At 34.8% G+C, this 14,256-nt stretch carries 13 protein-coding genes; 5 read left to right on the top strand and 8 right to left on the bottom strand.

The genetic code is table 11. From position 1 onward, the window contains the following. Positions 1-202: 202 nt before the first annotated feature. From secDF to IEV50_RS07335, 5 genes are all read right to left on the bottom strand, one after another. The gene (secDF, locus tag IEV50_RS07355) at positions 203-3,193 is read right to left on the bottom strand and encodes a protein translocase subunit SecDF (protein ID WP_188412592.1); all 2,991 of its coding nucleotides are present in this window, start codon (positions 3,191-3,193) and stop codon (positions 203-205) included. Between the two features lie 400 nt (positions 3,194-3,593). Continuing rightward, positions 3,594-4,082 carry a dihydrofolate reductase gene (locus tag IEV50_RS07350; protein ID WP_188412591.1) on the bottom strand — a complete coding sequence of 163 codons (489 nt, stop codon included), beginning with the start codon at positions 4,080-4,082 and terminating at the stop codon, positions 3,594-3,596. A gap of 24 nt (positions 4,083-4,106) precedes the next feature. Next, a complete protein-coding gene (locus IEV50_RS07345) occupies positions 4,107-4,379 on the bottom strand; it encodes a type II toxin-antitoxin system RelE/ParE family toxin (protein WP_188412590.1) in 273 nt (90 codons plus the stop codon). Between the two features lies 1 nt (position 4,380). Further along, positions 4,381-4,584: a hypothetical protein gene (locus IEV50_RS07340; RefSeq protein ID WP_188412589.1), complete on the bottom strand. Its 204-nt coding sequence runs from the start codon at positions 4,582-4,584 to the stop codon at positions 4,381-4,383. Between the two features lie 75 nt (positions 4,585-4,659). After that, positions 4,660-5,481 carry a thymidylate synthase gene (locus IEV50_RS07335; RefSeq protein WP_188412588.1) on the bottom strand — a complete coding sequence of 274 codons (822 nt, stop codon included), beginning with the start codon at positions 5,479-5,481 and terminating at the stop codon, positions 4,660-4,662. A 157-nt stretch (positions 5,482-5,638) separates the two neighbouring features. On the opposite strand from IEV50_RS07335, the gene ispE reads away from it, so the two are divergent. The 5 genes from ispE to IEV50_RS07310 all read left to right on the top strand — a co-directional run bounded on the left by ispE (position 5,639) and on the right by IEV50_RS07310 (position 9,697). Then, complete coding sequence (gene ispE / locus IEV50_RS07330; RefSeq protein ID WP_188412587.1) at positions 5,639-6,442, top strand: 4-(cytidine 5'-diphospho)-2-C-methyl-D-erythritol kinase; 804 nt, start codon at positions 5,639-5,641, stop codon at positions 6,440-6,442. A 79-nt stretch (positions 6,443-6,521) separates the two neighbouring features. Continuing rightward, positions 6,522-6,947 (top strand): OsmC family protein, encoded by a 426-nt coding sequence (locus IEV50_RS07325; RefSeq protein ID WP_188412586.1) that lies wholly within the window; start codon positions 6,522-6,524, stop codon positions 6,945-6,947. Between the two features lie 112 nt (positions 6,948-7,059). Then, positions 7,060-8,232: a trans-sulfuration enzyme family protein gene (locus tag IEV50_RS07320; RefSeq protein ID WP_188412585.1), complete on the top strand. Its 1,173-nt coding sequence runs from the start codon at positions 7,060-7,062 to the stop codon at positions 8,230-8,232. A gap of 382 nt (positions 8,233-8,614) precedes the next feature. Further along, a complete protein-coding gene (locus IEV50_RS07315; protein WP_188412584.1) occupies positions 8,615-9,337 on the top strand; it encodes a pirin family protein in 723 nt (240 codons plus the stop codon). 63 nt (positions 9,338-9,400) lie between these two features. After that, positions 9,401-9,697 (top strand): response regulator, encoded by a 297-nt coding sequence (locus IEV50_RS07310; RefSeq protein WP_188412583.1) that lies wholly within the window; start codon positions 9,401-9,403, stop codon positions 9,695-9,697. Positions 9,698-9,885: 188 nt separating this feature from the next. Here the strand turns inward: IEV50_RS07310 and IEV50_RS07305 are convergent, their stop codons facing one another. The 3 genes from IEV50_RS07305 to IEV50_RS07295 form a co-directional block, all read right to left on the bottom strand. Continuing rightward, a complete protein-coding gene (locus IEV50_RS07305; RefSeq protein ID WP_229746666.1) occupies positions 9,886-10,281 on the bottom strand; it encodes a GxxExxY protein in 396 nt (131 codons plus the stop codon). A 151-nt stretch (positions 10,282-10,432) separates the two neighbouring features. Further along, on the bottom strand, positions 10,433-10,711 hold the full coding sequence (locus IEV50_RS07300) for a lipopolysaccharide assembly protein LapA domain-containing protein (protein ID WP_188412582.1): 279 nt from the start codon (positions 10,709-10,711) through the stop codon (positions 10,433-10,435). A gap of 3 nt (positions 10,712-10,714) precedes the next feature. Beyond that, positions 10,715-13,519: a hypothetical protein gene (locus tag IEV50_RS07295; protein ID WP_188412581.1), complete on the bottom strand. Its 2,805-nt coding sequence runs from the start codon at positions 13,517-13,519 to the stop codon at positions 10,715-10,717. Positions 13,520-14,256 lie beyond the last annotated feature (737 nt).

Raw genomic sequence — 14,256 nt, 5'->3', positions numbered from 1 at the left:
ATAAACCTGATGGAAACGAGCATGAAGCGCAGCGAAATAAAGTGTACAGCAGGACTGGTTTACCCCAAGAATTGATGGTTTTGATGTTCAAAATATGTTTTAGAGCTATTACTTAAACCGTTCGGAAGCAAATATTTATTTTAGAGATCAAAAAAAACGCCCCGATAAAAATCGAGGCGTTCAAATATATTCTATATAAATCTTAGTTTTTTTTCTCTGCAGAACTACCCAAATCAATTACGATAGGCGTAGAAATACATAATGATGAGTACGTACCAATAATACGACCTATTAACAATGCGAAGATAAATCCGCGGATGCTATCGCCACCAAAGATGAAGATAACCAATAGCACGAAAAATACTGTTAGTGATGTTAAAATGGTACGACTTAAGGTACTGTTTAATGCGAAGTTAATTAAGTTGTTACGCTCTTCGCCATGTAAATCATCCTTACCTGCTTCTTTTAATTTCTCACGGATACGGTCGAATACAACAACAGTTTCTGTCATAGTGTAGCCCATTACTGTTAAAATTGCTGCGATAAAATCCTGACCAATTTCTAATGAGAAAGGCATAATTCCATCTAGAATTGTATAGAACGATAGTACCATTAGCACATCATGGAACAATGCAATCACGGCACCTAAACCATATTGCCATTTTTTGAAACGTACTACGATATAGATAAACATGAACAAACATGATAATAACACCGCATAAAAAGCACCATTAACAATATCACTAGCGATAATTGGAGTTACTTTCTGCGAGCTAACAATTTCATATTTAGAACCTGCTAAGCCTTTATTTAAAGCATCTTCTACAACTTTATCCGTTTTTGGATTTTGATCTTCAATGTGGAAAGTTGTTGTAATTTTTACCTGACTATCTTCGCCTGCAGTTTTAACTTCAGGTGTTTCGTTCCCAAAAACAGGATTTAATTTTACTTTTAAATCTTCTGTGTTAACAGCTTTGTCGAAATGAACCAGATAAGTTCTACCGCCTTTAAAATCTACACCTAAGTTTAAACCACCGTTTTTAAAGTAAAATACAAAACCCAAAACAATTATTACAGTAGATATAACATAGTAAATTTTACGGCGACCAACAAAGTTGAAAGCCACATTTTTGAAGGCATTACGGGTGAAGTTGTTATCAAAGTTGATTTCAATTTTACGGTTAAGTAATGAATCAAAAACAACTCTCGAGATTGCAACAGCTGCAAATAACGACGAAAGAATACCAATACATAATGTAGTTGCAAAACCTTGAACGGGTCCGCTACCAAAGAACCAAAGAATTGCTCCTAAGATAAATAAAGTAACATTTGAGTCGATAATTGAAGGCATTGCATGTTTAAAACCTTCTTTAATTGCAGTTGCAACATTTCTTCCTTGAGCAAGTTCTTCACGAATCCTTTCAAAAATCAGGATGTTCGCATCAACTGATAAACCAATTACCAAAACGATACCAGCGATACCAGGTAAGGTTAGTACTGCTCCTAGTGAAACCAATATCCCCATAATGAAGAATAAGTTTAACAATAAAGCAAAGTTAGCTACCCAACCAGCACGGTGGTAATACAAAGCCATGAAGACTAAGATTACGATAAATGCGATGATGAAAGATATTAAACCATCATGAATGGCTTGTGCACCTAACGTAGGACCAACAATGTAGCTACCGGCAATACGAGCCGGAGCAGGCAATTTACCAGCCTTTAAAATGTTCGATAAATCTTTAGTATCTTCTTGTGTAAAGTTTCCTGAAATAGATGAAACACCATTTGGAATTTCTCCGCCAACTCTTGGAGCAGTATAAACACTGTTATCTAAAACTACAGCGATAGATTTGTTATCATTTTCGTCGTTAACATTTCCTGCAGCCTGAGCAGTAATTTTTTTCCATTTTGCAGCACCTTCGCTGGTCATGTACATGGTTACCTCAGGCTTGCCTTTCTGGTCAAAATCATTACGAGAATCGCTAATCGCATCACCACCTAAATCTGGTTTACCATCAGCACTTGTAACTTTAATTGCGTATAGTTCAAAAACTTTAGAGCCTTCCATAGGTTTTGCACTCCACATAAACTTCATTGTAGAAGGTATAGAAGCAGCTACTTCAGGCATTTTGAAATATGCATTTACCTTAGCAGTATCTTTTTGTGCAACCCAACCAACAATTGGTCCTGGACGTAAAGCCGGTTGGCCATTTTCTCCCTGGTAAGTAGGAATGCTTAAAATTGAGAATAAAGGATTTGATTTTGCTACAGCAGCTTTTGCAGCTGTAGAGTCTTTTTTACCTAAACCAGCTAACTTTCCACCTTTAGTAGTGTCAGTTGCTGCCTTTTCTAAACCTGCTAACTTTCCTCCTTTAGCCGGGGTAGCAGTTGTATCAGCTGATGCTGCAGTTGTAGGTTCTTTTAATGTAGAAGCCAAGGTTTTATTTATGTTTTCTAATAAAGAAACCACTTCTTGCACTTCGTAAACCTGCCAAAATTGTAATTCGGCAGAACCTTGTAATAATTTATAAACACGCTCTTTATCTTGCACACCTGGCATTTCAATCAAAATACGATTGCTGCCTTCTTGCTTTTGCATATTCGGACTAACAACACCAAACCCATCAATACGTGAACGTAAAATGATAAATGAACGGTCGATAGCACTTGTTGCTTCTTTCTCTAAAAACGTTTGAACTTCGCCATTACTAGCGCTAGCTTTTAATTGCGTTGCATTATCCTGATTAGAAAAATAATCCGCTAGTTTTACGCCTGGGCTTAGTTTCTCAAACTCATTAACAAACAATTTAATGTAATCTTTACCACCAGCGTTTAGTTGAACTTGTGCGTTCTGTAAAGCTTTGTTAAAATTAGCATCAGTTGTATTATCTGCTAAAGATTTAACCAATTCTGCTAACGATATCTCCATCGTTACATTCATTCCGCCTTTTAAATCTAAGCCTAAATTAATTTCTTTAGATTTAACAGATTGATAAGTAAAACCCAAAAGAGGATAAACTTTCTCCGTACTCATCGAATCTAAGTAAGCCTTCTCTTTAGCTAAATCACCTTTCGCATAGTTTTTTGCGTCTTTTTCTACACTGGATGCTACCAAAGTAAAAGAAAGTGCATACGCACAAACGATAGCTAATACTATCGCTATAAACTTAATAAAACCTTTTCCTTGCATTGTTTGTTTAAAATAATTTGTCTTTCGCTGTTTTTTAACAAGTCGGCAAATCTAATTAAATTTTTAAATTATAGAACCCCTTAATTGATAATTTATTAAGATAAATTTTTATTGGGCAATAAAGCCACTTTTGTTACGCAGAACTTATTGAAGCTTTTGATTTTGAACCTGAAATTTATTTGGAAAGCAATTGCAGTGGCTTTTCGCTTTGGTTCGGTCCCGCTAATGTTCCTGCCGATGAAAAATCGGCATCCACGAATATCGGGTTTAGGTGGCACGGATAGGATAACTATTTTTGGATGATAGCAATTATCACCGCTATTTAAAATTGCTTTAACTAATTAAAGTTTCTTTTTGTCCTCTGTGAAATTCTCTTTTTCTCTGTGGTTAATAAAAAAAATTATTTTCTTTTCAAAACCTCAAAAGTATAATCGTATTTATTCTTTTCATCAGCTTGATGTGGCTCAGAACTGATGGTTTCCCATTCATTTCTATCTATTGCAGGGAAGAAAGTATCCGCATCAAAAGTATGATGGATAGTTGTTAAATAAAGTATATCCGTTTTCGGTAAAGCCTGGCGATAGATCTCTGCACCGCCAACAATGAATACTGGTTTTTCTTCACTTTTAGTTGTTTCCAAAGCCTCATTTAAACTATTTACTACTTCCACGCCATCAATCTGTAATGAGGTATCTCTTGTAATTACAATGTTTCTGCGGTTTGGCAAAGGTTTGCCGACAGAGTCAAATGTCTTACGACCCATAATAACGGTATGCCCAGAAGTGGTTTGTTTAAAAAACTTTAAATCAGCAGGCATGTGCCATAAAAGCTTGTTGTTTTTGCCGATAGCGAAGTTTTCACCTACGGCAACAGCTATTGAAATAGTCATTGTAATTAAAAATTAGAATTAGAATTAGAATAAATCGGAGTGAGTACCAAGCCTGTCGAGGTAAATTTCTTTTGTGCTATCATTTTGAAACCAAATTAATAGCCAATCACTTTTTAAATGACATTCCCAAAAGCCTGCATAGTTTCCAATTAAGATATGAGGTTTGTATTTTAATGGAAGAGTGCCATTTTCTCTTAATATTTGAAGAACACTTTCTAAAAGCGCAATATCATTATTTCGTTTTAAGCAACGTTTGTAATCTTTTTTAAATTGATTAGAAAAAGATATTTCGTACATATCACGCGTTAAGCTTTTCCATTAAATCAGCATGGCTAGAAGATTTTGTTAACGCTTTGCCTTGGCTGGTTTTATCCATAGATGCAAGTGTTTTCTTGTTGGGTATTTTTTCTGAATCTGTATTTATAACCACACCCAATTCTTTCAATAGCTGCTTTACTAAACTGCTTTTTTTCTCTGGTACGCTAATTGAAAAAGTTTCCATAAGCAAATATAATAATTTATTGTGTCTTTTGTTTTTATCACTATTGCCATTCGCAACCCTTTAGGAGGATAGGGATTACACCGCCACTACACCCTTAATGTGTGGATGCGCCTCATAATTCTCTAAAGTAAAATCTTCAAACTTAAAATCGAAAATGCTTTTCACATTAGGATTGATTTTCATTGTAGGCAACGGTTTTGGCGCTCTACTTAATTGAAGATTGGCTTGTTCAATGTGATTGTTATACAAATGTGCATCACCTAAAGTATGTACAAAATCGCCTGCTTGTAAGTCACAAACCTGTGCCACCATCATCGTTAATAAAGCATAAGAAGCAATATTAAATGGTACACCTAAGAAAATATCAGCACTCCGTTGATACAATTGTAAGCTGAGCCTACCTTTTGTTTCACCCTTCAGGGGGTTAGGGGGTGCAACGTAAAATTGAAAAAAAGCATGACAAGGTGGTAAAGCCATATTTTCAATTTCAGCAACATTCCAGGCAGAAACAATAATTCTACGCGAATCAGGGTTGTTTTTTATCGTATTTATAATGTTGGTAATCTGGTCAATATGTTTACCATCAGGCGTAGGCCAACTCCTCCACTGAGAACCATAAACAGGACCTAAATTTCCATCTTTGTCTGCCCATTCATCCCAAATGCGCACACCATTATCTTTTAAGTATTTGATATTGGTATCGCCTGTTAAAAACCAAATTAATTCGTGTATGATAGATTTTAAATGCAATTTCTTTGTTGTAACCATCGGGAAGCCTTCCTGCAAGTTAAAACGCATTTGATAGCCAAAAACGCTGATGGTTCCGGTGCCGGTACGGTCGTGTTTTTGTGCGCCATTATCCAGCACATGCTGCATTAAATCTAAATATTGTTTCATACTACATTGATAATTCACAAATATCTAAAATTAATCAAACTGAACTGTCATTAGTTTTCTACAATTCTGTTTTTTAAACATTTTGTATGTTTGCGAAGTGTTGTAGCGATTGAAAGAAAATCTTGATAACCGATACTCACTACACGATACTAAGAATATGTTATCTTTTCCAAACGCAAAAATAAATCTGGGTTTAAATATCACCGAAAAAAGGGCGGATGGCTATCATAACCTCGAAACTGTTTTTTATCCAATAAATATAAAAGATGCTGTAGAAATTACAGATAACGAACATATATCCTGCAAGATTCATGGCATTGATGTTCCAGGAGATGCGAATGATAATCTCTGTTTAAAAGCCTATCACCTCATTAAGGCTGATTTTGATATTCCTTTGCAACAAATAAATCTTTTAAAAAATATTCCTGTTGGTGCTGGTTTGGGCGGCGGCTCTGCAGATTGTGCTTTTGTAATTAAACTGATTAACGAAAAATTTGATTTGGGTTTATCGGTAGAAAAAATGGAAAGTTATGCTCGGCAGCTAGGTGCAGATTGTGCTTTCTTTATCGAAAACAAGCCAGTTTATGCTTTCAATAAAGGCGATGAATTCGAAAAATGCGAAGTTGATTTGTCAGCCTGGTTTAAAGTTTTGATAAAACCACCTGTACATGTAAGCACAGCTGATGCATACGCTTTGGTAAAACCTCAAAAGCCTTTGCAATCATTAAAAGAAATCATACATTTGTCTCCAACAACATGGAAAAATAAGGTTATCAACGATTTCGAAATTTCTGTTTTCGCAAAATATCCCCAAATTCATCAAATAAAAACCAGTTTATACGATGCAGGTGCAACATTCGCTTTAATGAGTGGTAGCGGTTCGTCGGTTTTTGCAATTTTTAACGAACCCGTTAAACTGCCCGAACTGGAAAAAGACAATTTAGTTTATTATAATATTTAAAAGAGCTGAAAGGTAAAAGCTGAAAGACTAAAGCAAAATGTGTCTTGATACTGGATACTAAATACTCGAGACTAACAAAATGAATATAAATCTCATCCGCAAAAGCGGAAAATTTAATTTTGAGGCAGTAAATGAAAGTGGCTTTACTGTCGAATTAGATGCAAAAGAAGCTATCGGTGGGGAAGGTAAAGGCTTCCGTCCAATGGAAATGCTTTTGGTTGGTCTTGGTGGTTGTAGTGGCATTGATATGGTTAATGTTTTAATGAAACAAAAAGAACCTTTAGATGATATTAAAATAAGCATTAATGCCACACGAAAAGACGAAGAGATGCCGCCAATTTTCAATGAGATTGAAATTCATTTCGATTTATTTGGCGATTTAAGCACTGCAAAAGTAGAACGTGCTTTAGCCATGACTTTCGATAAATATTGCTCTGTTTCGAACATCTTAGGTCGCTCAGCAAAAATAAACTTTACATACACGATAAATAGTAGCAAGATATAAGTATAAAGTAGCGAGTATCAAGTATCAAGTGCGAAAGCCTAAAATGCATGATGCTAATTCTACAACATACAGCGTCTTGATACTTGATACTCAAATCTTGATACTAACAACAATGAAATCCGAAAATTTTGAAACCATAGCGATACGCACTCAAACCGAACGCAGTTTGCACAAAGAACATTCTGCGCCAATTTACCTAACATCAAGCTATAAATTTGATGATGCCGAAGAAATGCGAGCTCTTTTTGCTAACGAAAAAGAAGGGAATGTTTATAGCCGTTATTCTAACCCAAATACATCAGAATTTATAGAAAAGATGTGTCTTTTAGAAGGTGCTGAAGATGGTTTTGCAACCGCCACGGGTATGGCCTCAATTTTTACTACTTTTGGCGCTTTCTTAAAAAGTGGCGATCATATTGTTTCCAGTCGTTCGGTTTTTGGTTCTACTCATCAATTGCTAACCAATGTTTTTTCGAAATGGGGCGTAACATTCGACTATGCTGATTTAGATAAGCCACAAGATTGGGAAGCTTTGATTAAGCCCAATACTAAAATGATTTTCGTTGAAACGCCATCAAATCCTGGTATCGATATTATCGACTTGGAATTTTTAGGCAGTTTAGCTAAGAAACATAATCAACTTTTAGTGGTCGATAACTGTTTTGCGACACCTTATTTGCAGCAGCCAATCGCATTGGGCGCACATATCTCCATTCACTCAGCTACAAAATACATCGATGGACAAGGTCGTGTTTTGGGGGGGGTAATTTTAGGTACCAAAGAATTAATTGCAGAAGTAATAGGTTTTGCCCGCCACAGTGGCCCAGCTTTATCGCCTTTCAATGCCTGGATTTTATCTAAAAGTTTAGAAACTTTGGCCGTTCGCATGGATCGACATTGCGAAAATGCATTAAAAGTGGCCGAATATCTTGAAAAACACCCTAAAATTAAGTTGGTAAAATATCCGTTTCTGCAATCGCATCCACAATACGAAATCGCTAAAAAGCAAATGAAACAAGGTGGTGGTATTGTAACCATCGTTGTTAAAGGTGGTGTTGATGGTGCAAGAAAGTTTATGGATGGATTGAAAATGTTCTCAATTTCTGCAAATCTGGCAGATACTCGTTCCATTGCAACACATCCTGCAACAAGTACACATAGCAAACTAACCGAAGAAGAACGCAATATTGTAGGTATAGAGCAAGGTTCTATACGTTTATCAATCGGTTTAGAGCATATTAATGATATTTTGGCTGATATAGAACAGGCATTAAACACCCCTTAGCCTTCGAAGTGCGAATTACAGGCGAGATGGAAAAACAAGTTGGTTTTTCTACCTCGCTTTTTTTTTATCTCTACTTTTCCATCTAAAACTTTAAAGCGATAGTGCGCTTTAATCTCAAAATCCTATAATCCTGCAAATCTTAGCCATTACCTACACTACATCGATATCTTGAAAATTTAAAACTATAATACACTTTAATCTTAAAATCCTATAATCCTAGCTATTACTTACTCTTGCATCAATATCTTAGAAATTTAGAACGATAGTACACTTTAATCTTAAAATCCTATAATCCTGCAAATCTTAGCCATTACTTACCCTACATCAATACCCAAATACCAAACACAGAGTAAATTTGTATCATAAACAAGAAAGGAAATTTATGTCACAGTTTATTTTGCACAAAGAAAACACCAGAGGCCATGCTAATCATGGTTGGTTAAATGCTCACCACTCGTTCAGTTTTGCTAATTATTACAATCCTGATAGAATGCACTTTGGCGTTTTAAGGGTTTTAAATGATGACTTGATTGATGGTGGAATGGGCTTTGGAGCACATCCACATGATAACATGGAAATTATTACAATTCCATTAGCAGGTGCAATTGCCCACAAAGATAGTATGGGGAATTCTGCTGTTATTAATGCTGGTGAAATTCAGGTTATGAGTGCAGGTACTGGTGTAAGTCACAGTGAATTTAATGCTTTGGAAGATGTTCAGCTAAACTTATTGCAAATCTGGTTGTTTCCAAATAAAAAGAATGTTTCACCACGTTACGACCAAAAAGCTTTAAATGTTGATGCTCGTCACAATAATTTTCAGCAGATTTTATCGCCAAATGCAGAAGATGATAATGTTTGGATTCATCAGGATGCTTGGTTCTCACTAGGTAAATTCGATGAAGGATTTGAAACAGCATATAAAATCAAAAAAGCTGGAAACGGTATTTATGCTTTCGTAATAAGCGGAGAAGTTACTATTAACGGACAAACACTAAGCAAACGCGATGCAATTGGTATCTGGGATACAGAAAGCATTAATTTTAAAGCAATTTCTTCAGATGCAGAGGTTTTGTTAATGGATGTTCCGATGGAATTGAATTAATAATTATTTTTATCAAACCTCATAGGTTTTAAAAGCCTATGAGGTTTATTATTTTAGATGAATATGCAAACAACAATACTTTACATCGGCAGAGATACAGAAATTACCATCGTGATGAATCGCTTACTTAATGCCAGGCCAGAATGGAAGGGCATTTGCGTTTGTAGCGATGCGGAGGCAATTTCAATTTTGGAAACCCAGAAAGTTGATTTAGTTCTTTTGGGTAATGGTATTGATTCAAATGCAGAAGAAATACTAAAGAAAAATATTTTGTCTATTCAACCGAAGGTTAAAATCATTCAACATTATGGTGGTGGAAGTGGTTTGCTTTACGGAGAAATTATGACTGCACTGGGCTAACTGTCGTTTACCAGGATTGATAGGATTATTTGATTTTAGGATTTAATTGCAAATAGAAAGCATAATTTATGGAATTGATGTTTTTAGAATTTAATAAGAATATAAATATCTTAAATCAAGGAATTACTTTAATGCGAAAGATAGACCTGCTTACTTTTCTCACTTTATCCTAAAATCAAATAATCCCATTAATCCTGGTTTTTGTTGTCCGGATGCTTTGTATTATAAACTCTTTTAAAAGTAAGACTCCTACTCCCAAAATTTATAAGTAGTCCAATAGGAAGATTATATGCCTCAAGATAATTGATTGCTTGAGCAAGGTGTGCGTCGTTTAATGCACTCACAGCTTTTAGTTCAGCCATGATATTGTTTTCAACGAAAAAATCAACTCTTCTGCATCCAATTTTCGTATCCCGATAAAAAATAGTCATTGTCATCTCTTCTTTGTAAGATAAATTTTCAATTGACATTTCAATACCTAATGCTTTTTGGTAAATCTTTTCCTGAAATCCAGAGCCTAAAAAAGAATGAACTTTCATTGCACAGCCAATAATTCGACCTGTGATTTCGCCATATTTCATCATAATAAATAAATTTATTTTTTTAGAAATAGGGACTTTCTTTCAACCAAACTAAGCTATAAAATCTAGAAATACAATGTTTTTAAATGATAATTTTAATTAGATGTTAAAATCCTAAAATCGTTTAATCATTAAAATCCTGGTAAATCCTTGTCTAGCTAATGTATTCCCTGTCTTCGTCGCTCAAATCCGTTTTATTTCCGGTAGGATTGTTTTTTTGAATCTCATCATCGTAACTGCTAACTGTTTTTCTTGGTCGGCCGGCAATGAAACCGATGATAAAACCAACAATTATGCAAATACCAATTACCAAAAGTTTTGATACCGCAACAGTTGTAACTAAGAAGTTAAAATCGACAGGTTCGGTATTAACCATTAAAAATATGGTCAATATTGCTGTTAGGATGATGATGAAGATGGTTTTTCCGCTCATGGGTTAAAAGCTATAATTAAATGAAAACTCTAATATCGGGTTTTGATTGTAAATTTTGTTAACGAAAACCAATCTGGCTCCAACATCAACAACAGGTTGATAGCGCAAAATGTTTAAACTACTATTCAATTCTACGCCATAAGTTTTTGGCTGACTCAAATCTGTGTTTATTCCAATGTTTTCATAATGGCTAAACAAACCAGCCCTAAAATTTCTAATATACGCTAGCGAACCCAATTCCCAATCAGGAAACGCAAATGGAAAACGATAATTAAAAAGCAAAGTGTTTTGCAATTTACTTTTCGCTAAGATGTTGTTGTAACCATAAACAGTCGAAATTTCTGTAGCGTATTGATTTACGCCGCTTGCTTTCTGATAATTAAAACTTGCCAGGAAAGAATGATTTTTAGCTAAACCAGGGAAGTAAAAGAAACTTTCTAGTGCCATAATTTCGCCACCCAAATTTTTATCAAAAGGTTGATGATTATAGGTTGCTCTTAACACTTGCGCCCATTGTGGAGCAATATCTCTTTCGGTGGTGCGGACGCTATGGTTAAACGTAAAATTATATTCCATCGGAAATTTAAGCTCGCGAATAAAATTGCCAGGCATGTTTTCAAGTAAATACCTTTGGGTAAAACTTGTTGCCGCGTTTAGGGCAAAGGAATAATTCTGATTCCTTGCATTAAACGATAACGGAACCGATGCATTAAGCTTGATGTAGTTCTCTCGCCAATCGCCCTGCTGAATCGCATTTTTAGCTCTGTAGAACGTTCGTTTTGGTCTATTCCTGTACTGAATGCTAAAAACAGGGTAAAGCGCTTTATAGCTAATGTCTGCAGTGTATTCAAAACGCTTTAAATCTCGGTGGTATTTTGCACCAGTATAGAAGTCCATCGTGTTCAATAAATTGTTTGATTGAAGTTCTAAACCAAAAATATATTCATTATCTATAACCGGGATGATGCTATGGAAACTGAAAAGATTTAAGCCTTGTCGAAAACGCTGCGACTGGTAGGTGCTGTCTGGAATATTTTCGAAAACATTGCCAGCGTTTTCCTGCTTTTCTGCTGCGGAAGAGAAGTCTACAAAACTAAGTTTTCCAATAGGTTTTTCTGAAACCTCTTTTTCAGCAATTTCATAACCATTGATTTTATACTCGTTAAAAGTGATTTTCCCATCTTCAGTTTCTGTAGGATTGGATGCGCCATATTTTGAGCTGCTGAGTGCGCTGATTTTTTTTGAAGTAATGTCAATATCATAAATATTATCGATGCCGTTGAAATGCGCATTAAAAACAATTTTATTGTCAATAAAAATCGGCCTGCTCAATTGTTGTCTGCTGTTTGAAATGAGTTGCATTTTTTTGTCTCCATCCAGCAACCATAAGCTTTTTCCTTTCTCGCTAACACCAATGTAAGCGATGCGCTTTCCGGTTTTGTCAAAACTTGGCGTTTGCAAAATTTCATTTTCTGGGTTAGCATAAGTTTTTAAAATTTTTCCTGACGAGGCATCAATTTCAATAATATTAAATTGGTTGTTGAGTTCTACTCTCACTGCAATAATTTTCTTCCCATCTTCGGATAAGGCTGGAGAGAAAAGTCTACTTTGACTACTCAATTTTTTGAATTTTTTTGTCTTTAAATTAAAGGAACAGATTACACTGTAACTTCGCTGTTTGTATCGGGGGTCATAGCGAATTTCATCCCAAACTAATACTTCATTTTTGTAGCTAAACCAAGGTTGTTCCTGGTAACCGATTCCAAATAATTTTTGCTCTGATTTATCGATATTTAAGATGACGAAATGTCTCGGATCCTGCTTACTTTCTTTAAGTGCTAAAACTTGATTTTTATTCAGTCGAGCAGGTAGAAAATAATTGGTTGCGAGCAATGTTCTTTTGTTCACACTTTCATAGTCTTCTGAAAAGATTTTTTCATCTTGTGCTTTCCATTTTTCTACTAATTTTTCTTGGGTTGAAAGGAAATATTTTTTGGTGTTTTTACCGGTGAATTTTTTAAGGCTTTGCGAAAATGGATAAAGCCTAAATGGTCTTTTTCTGATGTCGCCAAGTAAACTGTCGGAAATGAACTGACCATATTTTTCTCTCATGTCGGCTACCATCAAATAGCCTGTTTGGTAGTAGCCAGGCGTTACGTCTTTGTTCGATCCAAAATAGGCTTTACTGTACGAAAATTTTTTGCCCTCTAAAATCGAAGCCCTAAAAGGCATTATCCATTTTGGTTGCCGGCCACGACCCGACTCGGTCAAAGCGGTCTCGTTCACTACTGCGTCTCCCTCAAAAAACCAAGTTGGTATACCTGCGCCAAAGTAAGCGAAGTAAACCAGTTCAGGGAAAGGCTTTGCTTGGGTTCCTGTCAATTTGTCAAACTGTGCAATGTGTCGAAGTTCATGAACAGCAAGGTTATTCATCCAATCCTGACTATCAAAATACTGAGGTGGTGTTGCATAGAATTCCGACTTCTTTGGAGCCAGCTGAACAAAGCCATTTGCTATGGTTCCGCGGTTCTGTAAGAGGAGTGGGATGGAGGTGTTTTGTTGCCTTAAACTTAGTCCTATTTTAGGGTAAATGAAAGGTAAGGTATTAGCCATTCTTTGAGCGTCTTTTTCCAGTTCTTTTGGGTAGATGATTTTAAAGCCGCCTGACTGAATGTAGTTCCATTTTACACTAAGTGGGTTTTGTTCAGTACTGAAAATTTGCCCAAAAACCGATGGTGAAATAAAACTTAATGTAAGTATAGGTAAGTATCTGATAAATAGTTTTTTGTTTATATTATTTATATTCATCTAAAATGTTTGCTAAAATATTTAGTTTTCGTTGTGTTTTAAAATTTATAATTTATGAATATTTAATTTATTTAAATATTGTTAATCATCTGATTTTTAATTTTATATATATATTTTTAAATCTACATTTCTTCAGATTTATCATGTTTTTTAATGTTTTAAACTGCCTTTTTTAGCTTTAATAAGTAATTTTGATAACCCCTTAAATAAAGCTCTTAATTTACATTTATTAATCGATTTTCTTCAAAATTTTTTACCTCGTTTTTTAATTTTAGTTATGAATTTCGAGAATTATTTCTTTGATCTATAACTAAAATTGATCAATAAAATCTTTGATTTTTTTGCTTTTTGAACACTAGTTTTGCCTTATATTCTTCCTATGGAGTAATGTATTTTGATACGCGATATTGATTGAATATCTTTATGTTTTTCGATAGCGATATGCTAGGTTTTAATTAGAGTTTTTAAGTTATTTTGACTTTTGTATTTGACCTTTCTAAACTTAGAAGCTTATCATTGTAATTTGAATAACTGACTAAATGTCGTTAATTTGTAGTTGTTTTGTTTCAGTACATTAGCAGATATAAAAACAATTTTTAAACATTTTTTCATCAAAAATGTAGTATTCGGTTAGAAGATTTTCAATCAATATTTACTGAAATTAAAGGTTACATTCTTAAATTAGCTTTGATTTTAAGGAGGATTAATAGCCACATTGGACTCGATATGTGCATAAA

The organism is Pedobacter mendelii (assembly GCF_014635725.1).
GTDB classification, from domain to species: domain Bacteria; phylum Bacteroidota; class Bacteroidia; order Sphingobacteriales; family Sphingobacteriaceae; genus Pedobacter; species Pedobacter mendelii.
Note: the sequence above shows the minus strand (reverse complement) of the source record. Positions and strands in the feature narration are given on the sequence as shown.